Here is a 21,938-nt window from a genome sequence, read left to right as displayed (position 1 = left end):
CTGCTGCTCATTCGCGAATGGTGGGTCTGCCCCTGACCTTATCGAACGCAGTGCTCGCGTCAACCATTGCCTGACCGCTCCCGCGGCGGTACAGCCTGACCGTCAGCTCCGCCGTTATCCTTGCGACGGCGCGAGCGTCCGCTTCAGGCCGGCCTGGCTCCCAGTTCGGCGACTACCTGGTCGACGAAACGGCGCAGCTTCGGCGGCATGCGGCGGTCGCTGGCGTAGAGCAGATGGACCTGCCGCGCCGGTGCCTGAAGGTCGGGGAACAGCTGCACCAGGCGGCCCTGCCGGAGGTCCTCGGCGAGCATCATCTCGGCGCCGAGGATGATGCCCAGGCCATCGCACGCGGCGGCGCGCTGCGCGCGGGCGTCGTTGACCTGAAGGCGGCTGCTCTGGGCCAGCAGCTGCAGGCTCTCACCCCCCAGCATCTGCCATCCCCCGGATACCGATGCAGGCCATGCGGTAAGTCCCAGGCAGTGGTGCCCTTCGAGATCGTCGGGCGTCTGCGGAGTGCCATGCTCGGCGAGGTAGGCGGGCGCCGCGCAGGCAATCAGCCGATAGGCCGCCAATGGCCGCGCGACCAGGCTGGAGTCGTCCAGCGGGCCGATGCGGATCACCGCTTCGAAGCTCTCGTCGATCAGGTCCACCAGACGATCATTGAGCGACAACTCGATCTTCACGTCCGGGTGCTGGCGCAGATAGCGGCCCAGCAGCGGCATCAGGCAGTAGGTGCCATAGGTGACCGGGGCGCTGATCCGCAATCGTCCCCGGGGGACCGCGAGATGATCCAGGGCCAGCGCATCCGCCGCTTCTGCTTCGGCCAGCACACGCTTGCAGCTTTCATAGTAGTGCTGGCCGATCTCGGTCAGGCTCTGCCGGCGGGTGGTGCGGTTGAGCAGTTTGACGCCCAGGCGCTCCTCCAGCGCGCTGACATGCTTGCCCGCCATCTGGGAGGACATGCCCAGCGCCGCCCCGGCGGCGGAGAACGAGCCGCTGTCGGCGGCCCTGACGAACACCGCCATGCTTTGCAGTCGATCCATGATTCGCTACCTGTGGTTTCGACACTTCCAAATGAAGGCCGATATTTCAGCTGTCTGATTTCAAATAGCATCCTGGCTTCCGGTCTGGCTGGCAAGCGCGGGCCGGTTCCCACTGCACTGCAAGCAAAGGAGTCAGGCGATGCGTATCGGAATCATCGGGGCGGGGTTCATTGGCCGCGCCATGGCGGCACTTGCCGGGAAGAACGGTTGCGAGGTCATGCTCAGCAATTCACGCGGGCCGCACACGCTGGCCAGCACCGCGGCTTCCCTGGGCTGCGAGGTTGGCACCGTGGAGCAGGCGGCGAGCTTCGGCGAGCTGGTGCTGCTGGCGATTCCCTTCGGCCGCTACCCTGAATTGCCGGTGGAAGCCTTCGTCGGCAAGGTCGTGCTGGATGCCGGCAATTACTACCCGCAGCGCGACGGCCAACTCGCCGCGCTGGATGCTCGACAAACCACCACCAGCGAGCTGCTGGCGCAGCACCTGGTTGGCGCCAGGGTGGTCAAGGCGTTCAACGCCATCCTCGAGCGTGATCTGGTCGCCGATGCCCGCCCGGCCGGTGCCGCCGATCGTCGGGCTCTACCCATGGCCGGCGACGACCTGCAGGCCAAGCAGGCGGTCAGCGAGCTGCATGAGCGCCTGGGCTACGACGTGGTCGATGCCGGCGCCCTGGTTGAAGGACGGCGGTTCGAGCGCGCCCGCCCGGCTTACTGCAGACGCCTGAACAGCGTTGGCCTGCGCGCCGCACTGGCCGACGACGGCCCGGACCAGGTTGAAGGCAGCTGGCGTGATTGAACAAGGCATGCGCCGCCGGCAGGCGGTTGCATCGCAAGAGGCGGGATCGATCGCCAACATGACAAGGGAGTGCCATCGCGTGACAACCATTGACCGGAATCTTTTGCGCCTGGGGCTGCTGATTCCATTCTGGCTTTTCGTGGGGGTGGCGCTGACCTCACTGGGCTACCCCGGCTTCAGCCACCTCGACCAGGCGATGAGTCAGCTGGGGGCGGCGGGCGCGCCCACGCAAGGCTACTCCGCATGGGTGAACAACTTCCCGCTGGGGGTGTTGTTCGTGTTTTTCGCCGTGGGGGTCGCGCGAAGGTTCGCCAGCTCCCGCCTGGCGTTGCTCGGCGCCGCGTTGATAGCGCTGCACGGGCTGGCCAGCTTCGCGACCGGCTACTTCTCCTGCGACCAGGGCTGTGCGCCGGCGCAGCCTTCGACGTCCCAGCAGATCCACAACCTGGCGGGACTGGTGATGTTCCTCTCGCTGACGCTGGCCAGCGCGTTGTGGGCGTTCCTGGGCAAGCGACTGCTGTCGTCACCGGAGTTCGGCGGGTTCTCGGGGCTCTGCGTGGTGCTGGCTGTCGCGACGGTGGTGATGATGGCGAGTGCCTTCGCCAACGGGCATGGGTTCGGGCTGTATCAGCGGCTCAATTACGCCGTTTCCGTGATCTGGGTCGCCGGCCTGGCGTGGGTTGCTCTTTGCGATGAGTCACGAGCGCTGGTGAGCGAGGCGTGAGGGGAGGGGCAATCCCCCTGACGTGCATCGTCGGGGGGATTGCCGCTGCGACATCCGCTCAGAAGTCAGCCTTCAGGGTGACGGTGTAGTTGCGCGGGTCACCGTACTGGTTGCTCGCGTTCAGCCAGCCGATGGAGGAGTAGTACTTCTTGTCGAACAGGTTGTTGCCGTTCAGGGCGACGCTGAGGTTCTTGTTGATCTGGTAGCCCAGGCGCGCGTTCCAGATGGCGTAGCCGGATTGCTTGATATCGCCGAGGCCACCGGTGCCGCCGAAGTTGGTGTTGTAGTTCTCGCTCTGGATGCTGGCGCCCGCGCCGGCGGTCCACTGGTTCAGTTCGCCCGGCAGCTTGTAATCGGCCCAGAAGCGCAGCAGGTGACGCGGCGTGTAGCTGTTGAAGGTGGAGCCGGAGGACGAGGTGCCGTCGCCCGGATCGTTGAGGAACTTGGTCGAGGTGTAGGTGTAGCCGGCGAACAGCTGCAGGTCCCGCAGCATTTCGCCGCTGATCTCTGCGTCGAAGCCCTCGGCGCGAACCTTGCCGCCGGCCACGTAGCAGTTGTCTTCGCCGTTCTGCCCGCACTCCGAGGCGTAGTCGTACTGCGCGCGATTCTCCTGGTCCACGCGGAAGATCGCGAAGCTGGTGTTCACCCGCCCATCCATCAGCTCGCCTTTCAGGCCCAGCTCGTAGTTGGAGCCTTCGATGGGCTTGAGCGGAGCGCTGTCCTGGGTCAGCTCGGTCTGCGGCTTGAAGATGTCGGTGTAGCTGGCGTAGACCGACCACTGGTTGTTCAGCTCGTAGATCAGGCCGCCGTAGGGAGTGAACTCGCCGGTTTCCTTCGAATGCGCCGGGGCGGGGGAGGAGGTGGTGAAGCGGGTGAGTTCGTAGTCGTACTGGTAGTTGCTGGTGCGCCCGCCCAGGACCAGGGTCAGCGGCTCGGCCAGCTTGTAGCGAACCACGCCGTAGAGGCCGTTCTGGCGGATGTGACCTTTGGAGGTGCCGGCGTAGGTGGTGCTGAGCATCTCTTCCTCGGTCGGCTCGCGCGGGGAGACCGGGTCGTAGATGTTGATCGGCCCCAGGTTGAGCAAACCGCCCTGCAGGTCGTCGGTCTTCAGGTCGCTGGCGTTGGCGCCGACCACCACCTGGTGCTCCAGGTCGAAGGCACGCCACTTGCCGGCGAGGTTGATGTCGGCGCCCTTGTTGATGTTCTCGAAGTCGTAGAGGTAGGCGCGCGACTGCATGCCGTCGCCGGTGGCCGGGTCGACCGCGCCACGACCGAAGCTGTAGAGGATGTCGTTGGTTTCGCGAATGTAGCTGCCCGAGGCATTCAGGCGCCAGTCATCGTTGAAGTCATGGGTGACATCGGCGAAGTAGGTGGTCTGCTTGTTGTTCCATTTGTTCCAGTCCGCACCGGTAAAGGTGGAACGCCCCGCATGCACCGCGCTGCCGTCCTTGTTGCGCGGCAGGCCGCCGAAGGACGGTGTCGAGTGCAGGTCTTCCACACTGGCCCCGGCGGCCACTCGGGTATCGTCGGTCAGGTCGTACTCGAGAATGCCGTAGAGCACGTTCTTGCGGCTGTCCGCGGTGTCGTAGAAGTAGTCCCGGTCCTCATGGCCTGCTACTACCCGACCACGCAGCCTGCCGTCGGCGGTGAGCGGGGCGCTGCCATCGATGGTCTGCCGGTAGGTGTCCCAGGAGCCTGCGCTGGCGGTCAGCGAGAGCGACGGCTCGGCCTTCGGGCGCTTGCGCACGAGGTTGATCGCCGCGCCGGGGTTGCCGCTGCCCTGTAGCAGGCCGTTGGCGCCACGCAGGACTTCCACGCGGTCGTAGAGCAGCGTGTCGGAGGTGAAGCTGCTGCCGATGGCGTAGTAGCGGCGGTCGAGGGGGACGCCGTCGTACTGGATGGTTTCCACTTCGAAGCCGCGCGAGTAGATGTACTTGCCGCCGGACGGGCTCTGGTAGGTGGTGATGCCGGTGGTTTTCTCCAGCACCTGGTCCAGGGTGTCGAGGCGCTGGTCGTCCATCGCCTTGCGGGTGATGACGGTGACCGACTGCGGAATGTCCTTCAGGCGCTGGGTGGATTTGCCGATGGTGGCTTCGTTGGAGGTGTAGGAACCGGAGTCTTCCGTTGTCGGCCCCAGGCCCTGGCCGGTGATGATCGTGTCGCTCATCGCCAGCGCGGTCGGAACTTCCTCCAGCACATAGCTGCCGCCCTGGTCCACTGCTCGCAGCCCGGTGCCGGAGAGGAGGGCGGCGAACCCGGCCTCCCGCGAATAGCTGCCGTGCAGGCCGGCCGACTGCAGATGCGCGGTCCTGCTGGCATCGAACGAGAGCGCGACCCCGGCTTCGCTGGCGAAGCGGCTGAGCACCTCGGTCAGCGACCCGGCGGCGATGTCGTACTGCCGGATGCTCTGCGCTGCGCTGGACGCTGCGGACTCTGAGGGCTCTGCGCCCTGAGCGACGGGTACGCCGACGACGGCGACACTGAAGAGGGCAGCCTGCACGTGAATGGCAAGCCGGTGGCGAACGAACGGATACAGCATGGTCTCTCCCCGGTGGTGGTGACCAAGTGGGTCACTGATGCCGGAGTAGCCGAACCAGGGACGAAGAAAGTGCACACTGATTGGAAAAATCTTTTCGCGCCTCCAGGCCGGCTCAGCCGCGCGGAACCACGGTTACCCAATACCCCGTGCGATACACCGTCGTAACAGGGAAGCTGCGCTCCAGGGCCCTGAGCGCGAGGTCGGTGTCATCCACCGGGAAGGCGCCGGAAATGCGCAGGCCACTGATGCGCGGATCGCACCTCAACCAGCCGTGGCGGTAGCGTCCCAGTTCCTCCAGCAACTCGCCCAGCGGGCGGTCGATGGCGATCAGGCTGCCCTGCGCCCAGGCGCCCACGGAGGCATCGTTGGCCTGCACAGGCTCGATGACGCCGGAGACGATCCGCGTGTGCTGGCCGGCTTCCAGGCGCAACGGCTTGTCCTGGCCGGGCACCGAGACTTCGACGGCTTTCTCCAGCACCGCCACCTCGGTTCCGTTGCCCCAGCTGCCCACGCTGAAACGAGTACCCAGCGCGCGCACGGTGGCGTCGGTGCTGCGTACGCGGAAGGGTCTGTCGAGTGCATCGGTTGCGGTGCTGATCAGCACCTCGCCGGCGCGCAGGACGATCAGGCGCTGGTTCGCGTCGAACAGCACATCCACAGCGCTGTCCGTGCCCAGTTGCATCCGGCTGCCGTCCGCCAGGGTGAAATGGCGACGTTCGCCGACCGCGGTCCGGTAGCCGGCGGTGTAGCGTTGGCGTACGTCACTGCGCCAACCCAGGGTGGCCAGGCCGCCCAGCGAGGCGAGCACGACGAAGCTGCGCAGCACCTGGCGCCGGGACTGCCCGGCCGAGGCCAGCGTGGCAGCCGCCAGGCGACCCGGCACGCGGGCCATCTGCAGGTTCACCGATTCGATGCGTTGCCAGGCGCGCTGGTTGATCGGGTCGGCCGCCAGCCAGCGTTGCCAGGCCCGCTGATCGCCGTCTCCCGGCGTCGCGTTGGCCAGGCGTGCGTACCAGCGGGCCGCTTCGCTGATGGCTTCCCGTTCATTGGGTTGCAGGGAGTCGTTCACAGGACTCCCGCCATGGCCAGGCAGCAGTGCTCCATGGCCTTGGCCATGTACTTGTTCACCGTGCGCAGAGAGATCCCCAGTCGCTCGGCGATCTGGTTGTAGGTCAGCCCTTCGAGCTGGGAAAGGATGAAGGCCTGCCGGACCTTCGGTCCCAGGCCATCGAGCATCCGGTCGATTTCCTGCAGCGCCTCGAGCAGCAGCGCCTGTTCCTCGAGGGACGGTTGCACCGCTTCGGGCAGCAACGCCAGCGCCTCCAGATAGGCGCGCTCCAGCGAACGGCGGCGGTACAGGTCGATGACCAGGCCCCGGGCGATGGTTTGCAGATAGTGCCGGGGCTCGCGGATCGCCTCGGCGCTCCGGGCCATCAGCACGCGAACGAAGGTATCCTGCGCCAGGTCGGCAGCATCGGCGGCATCGTTGAGGCGCTTGCGCAGCCAGCCACGCAGCCAGCCATGATGGTCGCGGTAAAGCATCCCTACCGCCTGCAGCGACGAATCCCCCTGCATTGCAATCCCCTAAGAACAATTTGCAAACGACAATCGTTATCAAATATACGGGATGTGGGATTGCTTGAAAACTCCAGCTTGGCGATGGTCCGTTGCTGCCCGATGCGGAGGGCAGCTTCCGGCCCGGAGCTCATGGAGTCAGGCCGGACACCACCAGCCAATGCGAGTGCTGGCGCGGTATGACCCAGATTTCGCTCAGGGCTGGTCGCCGAGCCTGACGAGAACGTTGGACGCCAGCACGGCCAGGCCTTCCGCCTTCGGTAAGGTCCTGACCAGCGCCTGCGCGACCGCCCGCGCATGGACGGGTCGATATTTCCCTGGCATCAGCGGCCCCAGGAGCTTCGCGATCGGGATTGCCAGCTGCTCGCCGAGGCGCGGCGGTTGTTGCAGGCCATCGCGGTAGTCCAGCAACAGCGAGGGTTGCGCGATCACCAGCGCCGTCAGTTCCATCGCCTTGAGGGCATCCTCCAATTCACCTTTGATGCGGTTGTAGAACACGGAGGACCGCGCGTCGGCCCCTGCCGCGCTGACCAGTCCCACGCGCCGGACTCCCGCAGCGAGCGCGGCCTTGGCCACGGCGAGATTGGCGTCCAGGTCGACAGTGCGGAATGCCGCCTGGCTGCCGGCGACCTTGATCGTGGTGCCGAGCGCCAGGTAGGCCTCGTCGGTAGGTGGCAGCGCAGGCAGGCGGCTGAAGTCGACGATGTGAACCTGAAGCCTGGGGTGGCTGAGGCTCAATGGCCGACGACTCAGGGCATGCACCTCGCAGACAGAGGCGTCCGCCAGCAGTGCCTGGAGTATCTGGCCTCCCACGAGGCCGGTGGCGCCGGCCAGCAGCACTTTGCGTTGATCGTCGGGGGTGGGCACGTTTGCGGCTCCTCAGTTCAGGCGCATGGCATGTCGGGCGCTGTCGGGCGTCTGCCCGGTCCAGTCCTGAAATGCGCGGTAGAAGGAATTGGGATCTTCGAAGCCGAGCAGGAAGGCAATCTCCCCGCCCGACAAGGTGGTTTTCGCCAGATAGTGACGAGCGAGGTCTTCGCGGGTGGCATTGACCAGGGCGCGAAAGCTTTCCCCTTCGCCCTCGAGGTGGCGCTGCAGCGTACGCTTGCTCATGCCAAGGCGTACGGCGGTTTTCCCGATGGTCGCGGCGTTGCCCGGCAGCAGTTCCAGCAGTACCGCACGCACGCGCTCTGCCGTGGTCGCTGTCGCGTCGAGCTCACTGAGCCGGCGGCGGAGGTCCGGCTCGAACACCCGCCACATGGTGTCGTTGACCGTGAGAAAGGGACGCAAGGCGTCTGCGGCGGCGAATGTGATGCTCGGATTCGCCGCCTGTTCGACGCAGGCGCCGAAGAAGCCCTCGTAGCGTCGGGCATGGGCGCCGAGCGGCAATTGCGGAAGTGCCACACGAAGCGCCTTGACCGGCTCGCGGGTCGCGAGCCGGGTGAGACGCAGGAAAAACGCGATCTCGGCTACCTGCAGCGAATACGGCACTTCGGCCTGCACGGGTAGCCAGTGAGGCGTCAGCGTCAGTTCGCCTTCCTTGCCAACTTCCACTTCCAACCGCATGGGTGCCACGAGTTGCTTGTACTTGGCGAGGCGCTGCACGGCCTGCATGAGATTGGCGCTGCACAGGGCGGCGAACAGGGGCGGGTCGAAGGACTCGGCGGATAGGGTATCGACGAGGCGCAAGGGAAACAGCGCATCGCCGGCTTCGATCTCCAGGGCGCACCAGAAGCGGAAATAGTCCTCCGGAGAAAGACCCGGCGCTCCACGGGAAAGCAAGTCGTCCGGGAGCCCGGCACGGCGCAATACATGAGCAGGCTGCAGGCCAAGATCCTTGAGCAGGGTCTGCCAGCCGATGTTCATGGGAAAGGACTTGTTCTGCACCGTCGGGACTCCATCGTCACTCAGCGGGGGGTACGCAGCCCCTTCGAAACGTACGCGGAGTATAGAAAGGTGGAAAACTTTATCTCATGCAAAGTGCGCCATCCGGACGTCGAACGGCGCCAGTATCGGACATGTGCGCCCCGAAGCGAACTGGCGTCGTTCCCCTGAACAATGGCGTGAATTGCTAGAGCCCGGTGACAGGCCGTTTCTTAGAGTGAGCAGCACAACGTCGCCATGTGAGGGGATGTACCCCGCCACGACGCTGCTCAGCCAACCGGCCGCCCTGGATGTGGCTTGCCCCCGATTGGGCGCCATCCGCGACTGCTGCCGCACGAACGACTTTTGAGCCCGCGTGCTCGAGGAAAAACGCCATGACCCGCCAGACCATTCTCATCACCGGCTGCAGCAGCGGCATAGGCCGCACAACCGCCAGGTACTTTCAGGAGCGCGGGTGGAATGTCGTGGCGACAGTTCGCTCGAACCCGGAGGGGGACCAGGAACTCAACGCCCTCGACAATGTGCTGGTCACCGAACTCGACGTTACCCGCAAGGCCAGCATCGACTCGGCCATCGCTGCCGGGATCGAGCATTTCGGCAGGATCGACGTCCTGCTCAACAATGCCGGGTACGGCTCCTACGGGCTGCTGGAGGCAACGCCCGAGCACAAGATGCGCAGGCAGTACGAGGTCAATGTCATCGGCACCATGCTGGCGATGCAGTCGATCCTCCCGCACTTCCGCCAGCGTGGCGAAGGCCTGATCATCAATATCTCGTCCATGGGTGGAAAGATTACCTTCCCGCTGGGCACGCTGTACCACGGCTCGAAGTTCGCCGTCGAAGGCATGACCGAGGCGCTCTCCCACGAACTGGCCGCGATCGGGGTGACCGTCAAGCTGGTCGAGCCCGGTGCGATCAACACCAACTTTGCAACTACCTCGCTCGACATGAACCTCGACCCCGGCCTCACCGAGTACAACGCGTTCGTCGAGGCTGTAACCGGGGCGTTCGGCACTCTCGCTGGCCGTGGTTCCGATCCGGTCATCGTGGCGAACACCGTGTGGGATGCGGCTACCGATGGAACCCGCCAGCTGCGCTACATCGCCGGTGAAGACGCCCGGCAGATCATTGCGGCGCGCCAGCAGATGAGCGATCCCGAGTACCTCGCACACCTGCGCAGTCAGCTGGGGCTCTGACAGACCGACGAGAAACGCGGGTGAGGCACCGAAGGAAACGTGGATGCGTGCCCACCTCATGGCGATTGGGGCTATACCTCCCGCCAAAGGTTTTCCGGTGGTCCTGGCAGGTTGGAAAAGCTGCATTGGCCGCTGGAGGAAAGGCACAGTGCAGCACGACGGGGCAGGGCGGGGGCTCGCATGTTTGCGGTGATTTCGGGGTGTTCGGGCGCTGGCAAGTCAACGCTGCTGGCCGAGCTTGCGCGTCGCGGGTACGCCGTCGTCGAAGAGCCTGGCCGGCGCATCATTGCGCAGGAACGGGCGGGTGACGGAAGCGCATTGCCGTGGGCGGATGCAGAGGCCTTCGGGCGGCGCGCACTGGCCATGTCCGTGACTGACCATGAAGCGGCGCAAGGGCTCACCTTTTTTGACCGGGGCATCGTCGATGCGGTCGTGGCGATCGCCGCGTGTGGCGGTGTTCTGCCGGTGGCTTCTCTCGCCACCAATCGCTACGACCGGCTCTTTCTCGCGCCGCCATGGCCTGAAATCTACGAGAACGACGCTGACCGCCGACACAGCCTCGAAACGGCCTTGCGCGACTATGAGCGCGTCCGGCGGGCCTATCTGGATGCCGGGTACCAAGCAATCATGCTGCCCTGCGATACGGTTTCCGCTCGCGCCGATTTTGTCCTGGCCAACTGTCAGGGTGGGAGCGGCAGGTCTCGCCAGTGATCGGTAGCCGGTGAGCGCACCGATCTGGCCCATGGCACTCAAGCCAGCTATCTCTCCCAATCGTCGAGAAACTGGTCGTCCGCTGCTCAGCGACGACCGGTGCATCGATGCATCCACCAGCCGCCGCGCACTACCTCGGCGGCGCCACGCAAAGGTCGTGTATCGGCGGCGATACACGATAGGAAGGAAATGCAGGAGAAATTATCAAATGGGATGTATTACCATTTGCGACAAATAATCACTACCTGCCAATTCCAGACACAAGGCCGCCCCCCATGAAACCCCGTTTCTCCGCTCTGTTGCTCACCGGAGCCTGCAGCGCAATGCCTGCGGCTTATGCCGCAGACGATGTACTGAACATGTCCGACAGCGTGATCCAGGCCCCCGATCAATCCGACGCACCCAGCGAGGGTTATCAGACCAAAGCGTCGCGCAGCACCACGCGGATGAAGCTGACCGACCAGGAGACGCCGCAGGGCGTCACCACCATCACCCGCCAGCAGATGGATGACTTCGGCCTCAACGACGTGCGCGATGCGCTGCGTTCGGCCCCCACGGTGACCGTGGAGCAGTTCGAGACCGATCGCACCATCTTCACCTCGCGCGGCTACCAGATCGACACCTTCGAGTACGACGGCATGGGCTTGCCGTTCGCGCAGACGCTGATGGGCGGCGGCCAGGACATGGCCGAGTACGAGCAGATCGATGTGCTCCACGGTGCCAATGGCCTCATGAGCGGCACCGGCAATCCTTCGGCCACGGTCAACTTCGTGCGCAAGCGCCCCACCGATACCTTCCAGGCGAAGATCGGCAGCAGCGTCGGTTCGTGGGACAACCGCCGGGTGGAGGTCGATGTCTCCGGGCCGCTGACTGACAGCGGCAATGTGCGCGGGCGCTTCATCTACGCCCACGACAAGGGCAACTCGTGGCTCGACCGCTACAGCCACGAGGTCAACGTCGCCGCCGGCTTGCTGGCTTTCGACCTGTCTGCTGCCGACACCCTGACGGTCGGTTTCTCCCAGCACAATTCCGACTCCAACGGCACCACCTGGGGCAACCTGCCGCTGGTGGACAGCAGCGGCAACCCGATCCACTACAGCAGCCGCAGCTCCAGCGTCGGCCAGGACTGGACCTACTGGAACCTGCACACCCAGCGCGCCTTTGCCGAGCTGAACCACGACTTCGGCAACGGCTGGAACGGCAAGCTCACGCTGACCGGTATCACCCAGTACCAGGATACCCAGCTGTTCTACCTCTACGGCATCACCGACGACGCCGGCACCGCCTACTCCAACCAGACTGCCAGCACCCAGCACCAGGTGATCGGTGAAGGCCAGCTCTCCGGTCCGTTCCAGCTGCTCGGCCGCGAGCATGAGCTGACCCTCGGCGTAAACTATGGCCGCACCCATCTCAAGGCCAGCGCCAACACCATTGGCGAGAACGGCTACTACAGCGCCAACCTGTCCGACGCCCTGGCCGGCAACCTGCCGCGCCCGGCCATGCCTTACACCAATGACACCACCAACGCGCAGAACTTCGAGGACACGCAGAAGAGTGTCTACGCCGGCGCGCGCTTCAGCCTGATGGATGACCTGCACTGGATCGTCGGCGCGCGCATGCTCAGCGCCGACGGTAGCGGTGACAGCTATGGCGCCGCGCACGACACCCGCGAGCATGGCAAGGTCACTCCCTATACCGGCCTGGTCTACGACCTGAACCCGGAGTGGGCGGTCTACGGCAGCTGGACGCGGATCTTCTCACCGCAGTACGTGATCGGCACCGACGGTGGCCTTCTCGATCCGCTGGAAGGCACCAGCAAGGAATTCGGTATCAAGGGCAACCTGCTGGACAGCCGCATGAGTGTCAGCGCTGCGCTGTTCAAGACCGACCAGCGCAACGTCCAGGAGTACGCCGGTTACGTCGATGGCCATTACGTCTACAACGGCGTGGACAACAAGAGCCACGGTGTCGAGCTGCAGGCCTCCGGTGAGGCGCTGCCCGGCCTGGACCTGCTGGCCGGCTACACCTATGTGCGCATCGATGACGACAATGGCGACCGCACCCGCAGGTACGTGCCCAAGCACACCGTGCGCGGCTCCGCGACCTACCGCCTGCCGGGCCTGCCGAAGGTCAAGGTCGGCTCGCGCGTCAGCTGGCAGAGCGGCGTCGAAAGCGACAGCTACAGCGCGGTGCGCCAGAGCGCCTACGCGCTGGTCGACCTGATGACCAGCTACGACATCGACTCGAACTGGAGCGCCTCGCTGAACCTGAACAACCTCACCGACCGCAAGTACCTGCTCTCGCTGGAAAGCGGCAGCACCTCCAACTACGGCGCACCGCGCAACCTCACCGCGTCGGTGACCTGGAAGTACTGACGGGCAGATCGTCGGGCTCGCTGCATGCGGGCCCGAAAATCTGGCGCGGCACCGAAACGGGCTGCTACATGCCGTTGTGGAAGTCGCGGTGCTCCAGCTGGATGCGATCCCTCAAGCCGCGCATGCCGTGGGCGTATTCGCTCAGTACGCGCAGGGCCCAGTCGGCCCGGCGGCGGATGCGCATGTCGTCTTCTCCGGCCGGCTCGACACCGTTGAACACCTGGTCGACCTGGCGGATGACCAGTTGCTCGGGCAGGTAGCAGATGCGCGAGTTCTTGTAGCTGGAGGCGCGCAGCTCGGAGAGCGGGTAGGAGCCGCCCAGGCCTGCCGACACGCCCACCAGCAGCGCCGGCTTGTGTGCCAGTTCGGCGTAGCCGGCATAGAGGAACAGGTTCTTCAGGGCAGGGCAGGCCATGCCGTGCCACTCGGGGGAGATCACCACCAGGGCGTCGGCGCGCTGCAGTTGCCCGGTCTGTTCCACCCAGGCCTGGTCTTCGATCGGCGCCGGCCACAGGGGCAGCGGAGTACGGCCGAGGTCGACGACGCTGGCGGTGGTGCAGATTTCCAGCGCCTGCAGGCGCCCGGCCAGGTAGCGGGCCACCTTGGCGGACTGGCTGGATGCCTGGCTGGAGCCGGCGATCAGGGTGACGTTCAGGTTCATCGGGCGATCTCCGCTACTTCTTTCGATTGCGACTGTGGTTGGGCATCACGCACCAGCGGCCAGAACACTTCCTGTTGCCAGCTCACCGGGTGCATGTCCTCGATGCCATAGGCCGGCGGCCGGCGACGGGTGATCTTCGCGGTGCCGAACAGCACGTCCCAGAAGAACAGCAGGTTGCCGAAGTTGCCCTTGTAATTCGTCACGCCATCCTCGGCGTTCAGGCCGTGGTGCGCCGAATGGGTGGCGGGTGTGGAGATGGTCCGCTCCAGCAGCCACATCAGCGGACGCATTACGCGGATGTTGTAGAGCTTGTCGTCCCAGGCGACGCTGCTGTGCGCGCCGAAGATCACCAGCATCTTCACGATCAGGTAGCCGTAGTAGAAGTTGGCCAGTCCGAGGTAGACCAGCGCGCTGGTCAGCCAGATGCCGGGCATCAGCAGGTAGTAGAAGCTGTTGTTGCGATAGACGATGCGGATGCTCATGTACGGCGCCGAATGGTGCGCGCGGTGCAGTGCATAGAGGAAGGGAACGCGGTGGGTCAGGCGGTGCCACCAATATTGCGTCATATCGTCGAGCACCAGGAACAGTCCGAGGGCGGCGTACCACGGCACGTCGGCCAGGCGACCCTGCAGTTGCGGGGCGAAGTGGCCCAGCAGGTGGTTGGTGGTGAACAGGATCAGCGGAAAGGTGACCAGCAGCAGGATGCCCGAGCCGAAGATTTCCACCAGGGCATCGCGGCGCCGGGAAGCGGGCTGGCGGAAGCAAGCGCAGGCCATTTCCAGCAGTATGAAGGAAATGAAGATCGCGACCACCACGGGGGTCGGATTATTGGCGAGCAGTTCAGAGTTCATGGCACTCTCTTCTTGTTGGCTTCTTGGTTGCCCCTCGGGGCGCGGCAAGCACAATAAGAAAACAAGGGCCCGGCCCGCGTCAGGCGTGAAATGGACAGAAATCCCCGAGAAGTGGCCAATCCTCAGCGTTACCACCGCGGCTCGCTGGGGCTGGTGCTGGAGCGTTATCTGCAGGGCATTCGCCGGCACCGCGAAGGTGACTACAGCATGGTCGCCCTGGAAGAGCTGCTGGCCGAGGCGCAGCAGCATGACCCCGCCATCGGCTTGCACCTGTTCGGCCAGTTCACGGCGCAGGACCGCCACATCCTGGCGATTTCCGCCGGCTACTGCGCCAGTGTCGGCGAGGCCCTGCAGCTCTGGGCTCGCTATGGCCGGCTGGCGTCGGACATGGACACCATCGATTACCTCGTGGACGACAAGGGTGCCGGCGTGGAGGTGATGATCGATGCACCCGGAGATCTCGCCCGGTTCACCGTCGAGCACTATTTCGTCATGAGCCTCACCGTGATGCGCGAAGCCACTGGCCGCCCGATCACACCTTTGCGCGTGGAGTTCAGCCACCCGCGCCCGGTCTATCACGCGCAGTACGCCGAGGCATTCGGCGTGCCGGTGGCATTTGCCGGTCGCGGCAATCGCCTGTACTACGCGAAAGAGGACCTCGCCAGACCGCTGGCGGGCCGTCACGCCGGCATGCTCGAGATCATCTGCCAGGAGCTGGACCGTCGTCTCGGGCGCCAGCGTCAGCTCAGCGGCTGGGCCGGGAAGCTGGCGCGGAACATGCGCCGGGCCCTCGCCGAGGGGCGGGTGCCGGGCCTGGAGGAGCAGGCTGTGGCCCTGCACCAGAGCGCCCGGACCTTGCGCCGACGCCTGGAAGAGCAGGGGCTGAGCTTCCGCCAGTTGCTGGACCTGGTTCGTGGCGAGCTGGAGCAGCACTTCGAGTTGCAGGGGCTGACTGCCGGCGAGATCGCCACACGCCTGGGCTACGGTGACCAGGACGCCTACCAGCACGCCCGCCGTCGGTGGCGCGAGGCCGAATAACCGGTACTGGGCCCACTGGCCCGGCGCGGGCACGGCCCCGGCTTGTACGAGGCAGCTGACGCGGCTTTTGTGGTGGTTTGCTCATTTCACGACAGGTGCCCGCGTGGCGCGGCGTAAAGCTGTTGCTAGAGTAACGGGCAGGCGGTGGCACGGCAGTGTGTCTGGAGAGCAGCTCCAGCACGCCATCGGCAAGGAATCCGAATCGATGGAACAAGGAACCAACCGTGTCCACGCGTGAACAGATTGCAAGTCTGGAAGCCGCCGTATCGGCGCAGGTACTGGGTCAGGAAGAAACCGTCCGGCACATCCTGCTGGGCCTTCTGGCCAATGGTCATGTCCTTCTGGAAAGCCTTCCGGGGCTGGCCAAGACACGCACCGTGAAGACCCTGTCCAAGCACCTCGACGCGCGGATGAGCCGTGTGCAGTTCACCCCCGACCTGCTGCCCTCGGACATCACCGGCGCGGAAATCCTTCAGCAGACCGAGCAGGGCAACCAGCTGAAGTTCCAGCCCGGGCCACTGTTCGGCAACGTAATCCTCGCCGACGAGATCAACCGCGCCCCGGCCAAGGTCCAGGCGGCACTGCTCGAAGCCATGGAAGAGCGGCAGATCACTGTGGCCGGGCAGACCCACCGCATGCCGGGGCTGTTCATGGTGCTCGCCACGCAGAACCCGATCGAGCAGGAAGGTACCTACCCGCTGCCCGAGGCGCAGATGGACCGCTTCCTGATGAAGCTGCTGATCGACTACCCACGGGTCGAGGACGAATCCCGCGTGCTGCAGCTGGTGCGCGCCGAGGAGCGCAGCCAGCAGTCCGGAGCGACGCCCGAGGCGATCACGCCGCTCGCGCAGGAAGCCGTGTTCGCGGCCCGCCAGGAAGTCAGCGACGTGCATGTTTCCGAGGCCATAGACCGCTACCTCATCGACCTGATTAATGCCACGCGCCGCCCCGCCGACTATGACGCCGACCTGGCCCGCTGGCTGAAAGTCGGCGCCAGCCCTCGCGGCGGCATAAGCCTGGACCGGGTTTCCCGTGCCCACGCCTGGATGGCGGGTAACGACTACGTGACGCCCGACGATGTCCGTGCCGTGGTGCACCCCGTGCTACGCCATCGCCTGTTGTTGTCCTATGACGCCGTTGCCGATGGCGTGGGGCCCGATCAGGTGATCGACCGTCTGCTGGACAAAGTGGCGATCCCGGCCTGAGGAGGGTTTCCATGGCCGAGTCGCAGCCGGTTGCCGAGGGTTTTGTCTATGCGTCGCTGCCACAGCTGATGCTGCTGGAGCACCGAGTGCGCGGCCTGAGCTTTGTGTCGCGACAACCGCTTTCCAGCGTGCTCTCCGGCAGCCATGCCGCGTGCCTGCGCGGGCGCGGCCTGAGCTTCGACGAGCTGCGCCAGTACAACCCTGGCGACGACCTGCGCCACCTGGACTGGCGCGCCTCGCTGCGCTACGGCAAGCCCTTCGTGCGTAGCTACACCGAGGAACGCGACCGGCCGACCCTGCTGCTGGTGGACCAGCGCATGAGCATGTACTTCGGCTCGAAACGCAGCTTCAAGTCGGTGCTCGCCGCCGAGCTTGCAGCGCTGGGTGGCTGGATGGCGCTGCAGGCCGGTGACCGGGTCGGCGGCCTGGTGTTCGGCGACTGCAACATCGAGTACATCCGCCCCCTGCGCAGCCGGGCGAGGGTGGAGGCCCTGTGCGCGGCCATCGTCCGCTACAACCACGCGCTGCACGCCACGCACAGTGGCGAGGACTCGCCGGGTCAGCTGGACCGGGTACTGCGCCAGTGCCTGGGCGTGGCCGGACACGACAGCCTGGTGGTGATCGTCAGCGACTTTGCCGGCGTCACCCCGCAGACACTGCAACTGCTGCAGCAACTGAGCGCGCACAACGATGTGCTGGCCCTGCAGGTCTTCGACCCCATTGCCCTGAAAGTGCCGGACAAGGGCCGGGTGACTGTTACTCAGGGGGAGTTGCAGGTCGAGCTGGAAGTGGGCCGGCGCCAGGTCCACCGGCCACTGGGGGAGTTCCTTTCCGGGAGACTGAAGGACGTGGCGACACTGCTGCGCCGCAGCCAGGTACCGCTGATGATGTTCAGCAGCGGGCGTGACAGCCTGGAGCAGCTGCGCGGTGAACTCGGGCGCCTGGCGCGATGAGCATTCCCAGCATCGATCAACTCCAGGAGCTGGCGCCGCCGGCTCCGCTGGTCAGCTACTGGCCGCAGACCTGGACCTGGGTCTGGCTCGCCAGCGTGTTGCTGCTGCTCCTGGCGACATGGGGCTTCTGGCGCTACCGGAAATGGCAGCGAGATCGCTACCGGCGCGAGGCGCTGGCCTTGCTCGAGGAACTCGGTGCGGCCATCAGAGAGCCTTCCCAGCGATTGGCCGCGCTGCGCCAGTTGCCGACTCTGGTCAAACGTGTCGCGCTGTCGATGCCCGATGGTGCGGCTTCGGCGCCCCTGGGCGGTGCTGACTGGCAGGCCTTTCTGCAGGCACGCAGCCCGGCAGCACTGCCGGCCGGTCTGCAGCGGCAACTGACGCTGCTGGCGTATGCACCTGACGCCAGGGTTGCGAATATGGACGAGCAGGAGGCGCAAGCCCTGCTGGCGGCCTGCCGGCAATGGGTCGAGGTGCACCATGTGGCAGCTTGAGTACCCCTGGCTGCTGCTCCTGTTGCCGCTGCCCTGGCTCGCCTGGCGCTATCTGCCAGCCTACCGCGAGTCGCGCAGCGCCCTGCGGGTGCCGTTCTTCGCCGCCATGAGCCACGCGGCGGGCCAGGAGCCGAGCCGTGGCGGCGCCGCTGGCGGGCGCTGGCAACTGCCGCTCAACCTGCTGGTGTGGGCGCTGGTGCTGCTCGCCTGTGCGCGCCCGGTGCTGGTGGAGAAGCCCATCCAGCGCGTGCAGCCGATCCGCGACCTGATGCTGGCCATCGACATCTCGCAATCCATGGAAACCAGCGACTACCGGGATGCCGCAGGCAATCGCGTGGATCGTCTGAGCATCGTCAAGGGCGTGGTGCGCGACTTCATCGGCCAGCGCAGGGATGACCGCATCGGCTTGATCGTCTTCGGCACCGGCGCCTTCGCGCAATCGCCGCCGACCCAGGACCACGCCAGCCTGCTGATGCTGCTGGACGAAGTGGGCATCGGCATGGCCGGGCCCAACACCGCCCTGGGCGATGCCATCGGGCTGACCCTGAAGCTGCTGGAAAAGGCGCCGGAGCAGCAGAAGGTGCTGATCCTGCTCACCGACGGCAACGACACCGGCAGTGCCATCACGCCGAGCCACGCCGCGGCCATGGCCCATGAGCGCGGTGTGGTGGTGCACACCATCGGCATCGGCGACCCCGAGGCCAGCGGCGAGTCGAAGGTGGACCTGCAGACCCTGCGCGATATCGCCCATACCACCGGCGGACGGTTCTTCCGCGCGGGCGACCGCGAGGCGTTGCAGGAAGTCTACGCGACGCTGGACCAGATCACCCCGCACCAGGTGAAAACCCTCAGCCACCAACCCAAGCGCGACCTGTTCTGGCTGCCGCTGGGCGCTGCCTTGCTGTTGCTGCTGGTGGCGCATGTGCTGGCGGCCATTGCCGGGCGGCTGGCCGTTCCGCGTGCGGCGCAGGTCGGCCAGGAAACGGAGGGCTGATGGATATCGATCTCAGCGCCTTCCATTTCCTCCGCCCGGTATGGCTGTTGCTTCTGCTGCCGGGCATCCTCCTGCCGCTGCTCTGGAGTCGCCGCCACGACCTGGCGCGTCGCCTCGACGGGATCATCGCGCCCCACCTGCTGCAGCACCTGGTGATCACGCCGGTCGACCAGCACCGCGTGCGACCGGTGCAGCTGCTGGGTGCGCTGCTGGTGGTTGGCGGCGTGGCCGCTTCCGGTCCGACCTGGGAGCAGGATCGCCCGGCCTTCATGGAGAACCGCGCGCCGCTGATCCTGGCGCTGGACCTGTCGCCCTCGATGGCCGCCAATGATGTCCCGCCTTCACGCATCGAGGCGGCCAAGCACAAGTTGCACGACCTCATCGCTCGCCGGCCGAGCAGCCCCACGGCGCTGATCGCCTATGCCGGCAGCGCGCACCTGGTGCTGCCCGCAACCCAGGACGCGGCGCTGCTCGACAGCTTCCTGCAGGCGCTTTCGCCCGGCCTGATCCAGAGCGAAGGCAAGGATGCGCTGGGTGCCATCGAGAAAGCCGTGCAGCTGCTGGCCGCCGAGCATTCGCCGGGCACACTGGTATTGCTCACCGATGGCGCCGACAAGGGGCAGTTCGATGCCATCGACAAGGCGCTGCGCGGCAGCGACCTGCAGGTGCTGGTGCTGGCGGTCGGCAGCCAGGACGGCGGCCTGCTCGCCGGTGGGCAGCGGGACTCCGAGGGGCGTCCCTTGCTCGCTACCTTCGATGCGGAAGGACTCAAGGGCCTCGCGGACGCCGCCGATGCGCCCCTGGGCAGCCTGACCCTCAACGACGATGACCTGGACTGGATCGAGTTGCACGCCCAGCAGCACTTCCAGGCCGCCCAGGGCGATGATCAGCAACTGCACTGGAAGGATGCTGGCTACTGGCTCTGCTGGCCCCTGCTGCTGCTCGTGCTGCTGAGCGTGCGCAAAGGCTGGACGGTGCACTGGCTGAGCGCGCTGTTGCTCGCCGCCAGCCTGAGCGGTGTGCCACAGCCGGCGCGTGCCGGAGTGCTTGCCGATGCCTTCTTCACCGCGGATCAGCAGGGACGCTGGGCGTTCGAGCACGGGCACTATCCGCAGGCGGCAGCGCACTTCCGCGATCCGTTCTGGAAGGGGGTGGCTGCCTACCACGCGGCGGACTACCCGCTGGCCCTGGCCAGCTTCGCCCGGCTGGATACGGCGCAGGCCTACTTCTATCTGGGCAACACCTACGTGCGCCTGTCGAAGTTTGACCAGGCCATCGGCGCCTATCGCCAGGCGCTGAAGCGCCAGGCCGACTTCCCGCAGGCCACGGCCAACCTGGCGCTGGCCCAGGCGCTGGAGAAGGATCGCGAGGACCAGCAGGAGGCTGGCCCGCCGGGCGAGAAGCCCGATCAGGAAGTCTTCGACAATACGGCCGACAAGGGCAAGAGCGTGGTGCTCAAGAAAGGCGCGGCCGAGTCGGACGAGCAATGGCTGAACAACCTGAGCACGTCGCCGGCGCAGTTCCTGCGTCGCAAGTTCATGCTGCAGGATGCGGCAAAAGGGGCGGGATCATGAAGCACGTGCTCGCCGCTCTGCTCTTGTGCCTGCCGCTGCTCGGGCTGGCCGCCGAGCCCGAGGTGAGGGTCCGCACCCAGTTGTTGCCGGGGGATTCGGCGATGGTCGGCGGCACGCTCAGCCTGCAGGTCGATCTGCTGGTGGACACCTGGTTCAGCCAGCCGCCGCAACTGCCGCCGCTGAAACTGGCCGACGCACTGGTCTCCGAACCGGCCAGCGAGGCCACGCACCTCACCGAGAAGATCGATGGCAAGACCTTCTTCGGCCTGCGCTTCCACTACCAGATCACCCCGCAAACGGCACGTGGCTTCGACATCCCGCCGCTGGACATTCAGGTCCAGCCGGGGCAGGGCAGTGGTGTGATCCAGGTGCACAGCGAAGCGCTGCACTTCACGGCACGCCAACCCGCCGGCGCAGGGAGCGAATCGGCGCAGCGCCTGGTGGCGAGCCGGGTGACCATCAGCCAGGAACTCACGAAGTCCCATGAGCCGCTACGGGTCGGCGACAGCGTGACGCGCACAGTGCATGTCCGCGCCGAGGGCGCCCAGGCCATGCTGATTCCCGCAGCGGATTTCGCCGAACCGCAAGGGCTGCGTCGCTACCTGCAATCGCCAACCGTGCAGCCCCTCAGCGACGGCCGTGGCGATGTGCTGGGGGGCGAGCGCATGGACGCGGCGACCTATGTGGTCAGCCGGCCGGGAGACTTCCAGCTGCCGGCCATCGAGTTGCACTGGTGGGCGGCGGACAGTGGCGAGGAGCAATCGGTCTCGCTTCCCGCATTGAAGTTGTCGGCCAGCGGTGCGGCTGTCTACCAGGCGCCATTCTCGATCAGTGACGATCTGCGGGAACTGGGCCGCCGGGCGCAGGTGCGCATCGCCAGTCACTGGCTGGCGCTGGCCGCTGGGCTGGCGCTGCTGGCGGCCCTTGGTTATGCCGTGCATGCCTGGGGTGGGACGCTGCGCGCCGCTGCCCGGGGCGCTATGGAACGTCGTCGCCAGGCATGGCGGGACTCGCCAGCCTACGCCTGGCGACAGGTCCGTCAGCAACTCGAGGGCGAGCCGCCGCAGGTGGGGGCGCTTTATCTCTGGCTTCGTCGGACGAACGGTTGTCGTGAAATGAGTGCTGCAATTCCCAATCGCACCATCAAAGCCGTCAATCCTTTGCTAGCGTTCCTAAGGGCCCGCTACGGGCGTCCGGGCGCGCAGCCCGGCGCGGGGCCGCAACCACTGATCCAGGCTTTGCCGGACATCCGCCGGGAGCTGGGCCAGGGCAAGCCGACGGACTTGCCGGCCCACGCTCTCAAACCCTTGAATCCGTGATCCAGGGAT

The 21,938-nt window shown here is 66.0% G+C and carries 20 protein-coding genes; 12 read left to right on the top strand and 8 right to left on the bottom strand.

Annotation, left to right across the window (positions count from 1 at the left end):
• Positions 1-143: 143 nt before the first annotated feature.
• A complete protein-coding gene (locus IB275_RS18760) occupies positions 144-1,043 on the bottom strand; it encodes a LysR family transcriptional regulator (RefSeq protein ID WP_192294873.1) in 900 nt (299 codons plus the stop codon).
• Between the two features lie 139 nt (positions 1,044-1,182).
• On the opposite strand from IB275_RS18760, the gene IB275_RS18755 reads away from it, so the two are divergent.
• Complete coding sequence (locus IB275_RS18755) at positions 1,183-1,836, top strand: NADPH-dependent F420 reductase (RefSeq protein WP_192294872.1); 654 nt, start codon at positions 1,183-1,185, stop codon at positions 1,834-1,836.
• A gap of 79 nt (positions 1,837-1,915) precedes the next feature.
• A complete protein-coding gene (locus tag IB275_RS18750; protein ID WP_192295078.1) occupies positions 1,916-2,560 on the top strand; it encodes a DUF998 domain-containing protein in 645 nt (214 codons plus the stop codon).
• A 58-nt stretch (positions 2,561-2,618) separates the two neighbouring features.
• On the opposite strand, the gene IB275_RS18745 is transcribed toward IB275_RS18750, so the two are convergent.
• From IB275_RS18745 to IB275_RS18725, 5 genes are all read right to left on the bottom strand, one after another.
• Positions 2,619-5,099: a TonB-dependent siderophore receptor gene (locus tag IB275_RS18745; protein WP_192294871.1), complete on the bottom strand. Its 2,481-nt coding sequence runs from the start codon at positions 5,097-5,099 to the stop codon at positions 2,619-2,621.
• A 112-nt stretch (positions 5,100-5,211) separates the two neighbouring features.
• Positions 5,212-6,168 carry a FecR domain-containing protein gene (locus tag IB275_RS18740; protein ID WP_285888364.1) on the bottom strand — a complete coding sequence of 319 codons (957 nt, stop codon included), beginning with the start codon at positions 6,166-6,168 and terminating at the stop codon, positions 5,212-5,214.
• Entirely contained in the window at positions 6,165-6,674 is a 510-nt protein-coding gene (locus IB275_RS18735) for a sigma-70 family RNA polymerase sigma factor (protein ID WP_151187586.1), read from the bottom strand. Before IB275_RS18735 ends, IB275_RS18740 begins: the two co-directional genes overlap by 4 nt.
• Before the next feature lie 195 nt (positions 6,675-6,869).
• A complete protein-coding gene (locus IB275_RS18730) occupies positions 6,870-7,541 on the bottom strand; it encodes an NAD(P)H-binding protein (protein WP_192294870.1) in 672 nt (223 codons plus the stop codon).
• A gap of 12 nt (positions 7,542-7,553) precedes the next feature.
• The gene (locus IB275_RS18725) at positions 7,554-8,561 is read right to left on the bottom strand and encodes an AraC family transcriptional regulator (protein WP_285888360.1); all 1,008 of its coding nucleotides are present in this window, start codon (positions 8,559-8,561) and stop codon (positions 7,554-7,556) included.
• Between the two features lie 371 nt (positions 8,562-8,932).
• Between IB275_RS18725 and IB275_RS18720 the strand changes: the two genes are divergently transcribed.
• The 3 genes from IB275_RS18720 to IB275_RS18710 all read left to right on the top strand — a co-directional run bounded on the left by IB275_RS18720 (position 8,933) and on the right by IB275_RS18710 (position 12,840).
• Positions 8,933-9,754, top strand: a complete 822-nt coding sequence (locus IB275_RS18720; protein WP_192294869.1) for an SDR family oxidoreductase — start codon at positions 8,933-8,935, stop codon at positions 9,752-9,754.
• A gap of 180 nt (positions 9,755-9,934) precedes the next feature.
• Entirely contained in the window at positions 9,935-10,465 is a 531-nt protein-coding gene (locus IB275_RS18715) for an AAA family ATPase (RefSeq protein WP_192294868.1), read from the top strand.
• A 323-nt stretch (positions 10,466-10,788) separates the two neighbouring features.
• Positions 10,789-12,840 (top strand): TonB-dependent siderophore receptor, encoded by a 2,052-nt coding sequence (locus IB275_RS18710; RefSeq protein ID WP_225607785.1) that lies wholly within the window; start codon positions 10,789-10,791, stop codon positions 12,838-12,840.
• 64 nt (positions 12,841-12,904) lie between these two features.
• On the opposite strand, the gene IB275_RS18705 is transcribed toward IB275_RS18710, so the two are convergent.
• Positions 12,905-13,501, bottom strand: a complete 597-nt coding sequence (locus tag IB275_RS18705; RefSeq protein ID WP_192294866.1) for an NADPH-dependent FMN reductase — start codon at positions 13,499-13,501, stop codon at positions 12,905-12,907.
• Positions 13,498-14,352: a sterol desaturase family protein gene (locus IB275_RS18700; protein WP_192294865.1), complete on the bottom strand. Its 855-nt coding sequence runs from the start codon at positions 14,350-14,352 to the stop codon at positions 13,498-13,500. The genes IB275_RS18705 and IB275_RS18700 overlap by 4 nt, the downstream gene beginning before the upstream one ends.
• Positions 14,353-14,442: 90 nt before the next feature.
• Between IB275_RS18700 and IB275_RS18695 the strand changes: the two genes are divergently transcribed.
• The 7 genes from IB275_RS18695 (at position 14,443) to IB275_RS18665 (ending at position 21,929) form a co-directional block, all read left to right on the top strand.
• A complete protein-coding gene (locus IB275_RS18695; RefSeq protein ID WP_192294864.1) occupies positions 14,443-15,390 on the top strand; it encodes an AraC family transcriptional regulator ligand-binding domain-containing protein in 948 nt (315 codons plus the stop codon).
• A 224-nt stretch (positions 15,391-15,614) separates the two neighbouring features.
• Positions 15,615-16,595, top strand: coding sequence for an AAA family ATPase (locus IB275_RS18690; RefSeq protein WP_192294863.1), 981 nt, complete (start codon positions 15,615-15,617; stop codon positions 16,593-16,595).
• 11 nt (positions 16,596-16,606) lie between these two features.
• On the top strand, positions 16,607-17,548 hold the full coding sequence (locus IB275_RS18685) for a DUF58 domain-containing protein (RefSeq protein ID WP_192294862.1): 942 nt from the start codon (positions 16,607-16,609) through the stop codon (positions 17,546-17,548).
• Positions 17,545-18,042, top strand: coding sequence for a DUF4381 domain-containing protein (locus IB275_RS18680; RefSeq protein ID WP_192294861.1), 498 nt, complete (start codon positions 17,545-17,547; stop codon positions 18,040-18,042). The genes IB275_RS18685 and IB275_RS18680 overlap by 4 nt, the downstream gene beginning before the upstream one ends.
• Complete coding sequence (locus IB275_RS18675; protein WP_192294860.1) at positions 18,029-19,036, top strand: VWA domain-containing protein; 1,008 nt, start codon at positions 18,029-18,031, stop codon at positions 19,034-19,036. Before IB275_RS18680 ends, IB275_RS18675 begins: the two co-directional genes overlap by 14 nt.
• Complete coding sequence (locus IB275_RS18670) at positions 19,036-20,610, top strand: VWA domain-containing protein (protein WP_192294859.1); 1,575 nt, start codon at positions 19,036-19,038, stop codon at positions 20,608-20,610. The genes IB275_RS18675 and IB275_RS18670 overlap by 1 nt, the downstream gene beginning before the upstream one ends.
• Positions 20,607-21,929 carry a BatD family protein gene (locus IB275_RS18665; protein ID WP_192294858.1) on the top strand — a complete coding sequence of 441 codons (1,323 nt, stop codon included), beginning with the start codon at positions 20,607-20,609 and terminating at the stop codon, positions 21,927-21,929. Before IB275_RS18670 ends, IB275_RS18665 begins: the two co-directional genes overlap by 4 nt.
• Positions 21,930-21,938 lie beyond the last annotated feature (9 nt).

Origin of the sequence: Pseudomonas sp. PDM21, assembly GCF_014852505.2 — a bacterium.
In the GTDB taxonomy this organism is placed as follows: domain Bacteria; phylum Pseudomonadota; class Gammaproteobacteria; order Pseudomonadales; family Pseudomonadaceae; genus Pseudomonas.
The sequence above is the reverse complement of the archived record's forward strand: the minus strand, read 5'-3'. Positions and strand labels throughout refer to the sequence as shown.

What these genes read in the sequence shown, in the direction of transcription:
- IB275_RS18680 (WP_192294861.1), top strand. Translation starts at nt 17,545, where the DNA reads ATGAGCATTCCCAGCATCGATCAACTCCAGGAGCTGGCGCCGCCGGCT.
- IB275_RS18745 (WP_192294871.1), bottom strand. Translation starts at nt 5,099, where the DNA reads ATGCTGTATCCGTTCGTTCGCCACCGGCTTGCCATTCACGTGCAGGCT.
- IB275_RS18665 (WP_192294858.1), top strand. Translation starts at nt 20,607, where the DNA reads ATGAAGCACGTGCTCGCCGCTCTGCTCTTGTGCCTGCCGCTGCTCGGG.
- IB275_RS18675 (WP_192294860.1), top strand. Translation starts at nt 18,029, where the DNA reads ATGTGGCAGCTTGAGTACCCCTGGCTGCTGCTCCTGTTGCCGCTGCCC.
- IB275_RS18720 (WP_192294869.1), top strand. Translation starts at nt 8,933, where the DNA reads ATGACCCGCCAGACCATTCTCATCACCGGCTGCAGCAGCGGCATAGGC.
- IB275_RS18710 (WP_225607785.1), top strand. Translation starts at nt 10,789, where the DNA reads ATGCCTGCGGCTTATGCCGCAGACGATGTACTGAACATGTCCGACAGC.
- IB275_RS18760 (WP_192294873.1), bottom strand. Translation starts at nt 1,043, where the DNA reads ATGGATCGACTGCAAAGCATGGCGGTGTTCGTCAGGGCCGCCGACAGC.
- IB275_RS18715 (WP_192294868.1), top strand. Translation starts at nt 9,935, where the DNA reads ATGTTTGCGGTGATTTCGGGGTGTTCGGGCGCTGGCAAGTCAACGCTG.
- IB275_RS18685 (WP_192294862.1), top strand. Translation starts at nt 16,607, where the DNA reads ATGGCCGAGTCGCAGCCGGTTGCCGAGGGTTTTGTCTATGCGTCGCTG.
- IB275_RS18700 (WP_192294865.1), bottom strand. Translation starts at nt 14,352, where the DNA reads ATGAACTCTGAACTGCTCGCCAATAATCCGACCCCCGTGGTGGTCGCG.
- IB275_RS18755 (WP_192294872.1), top strand. Translation starts at nt 1,183, where the DNA reads ATGCGTATCGGAATCATCGGGGCGGGGTTCATTGGCCGCGCCATGGCG.
- IB275_RS18705 (WP_192294866.1), bottom strand. Translation starts at nt 13,501, where the DNA reads ATGAACCTGAACGTCACCCTGATCGCCGGCTCCAGCCAGGCATCCAGC.
- IB275_RS18670 (WP_192294859.1), top strand. Translation starts at nt 19,036, where the DNA reads ATGGATATCGATCTCAGCGCCTTCCATTTCCTCCGCCCGGTATGGCTG.
- IB275_RS18695 (WP_192294864.1), top strand. Translation starts at nt 14,443, where the DNA reads ATGGACAGAAATCCCCGAGAAGTGGCCAATCCTCAGCGTTACCACCGC.
- IB275_RS18735 (WP_151187586.1), bottom strand. Translation starts at nt 6,674, where the DNA reads ATGCAGGGGGATTCGTCGCTGCAGGCGGTAGGGATGCTTTACCGCGAC.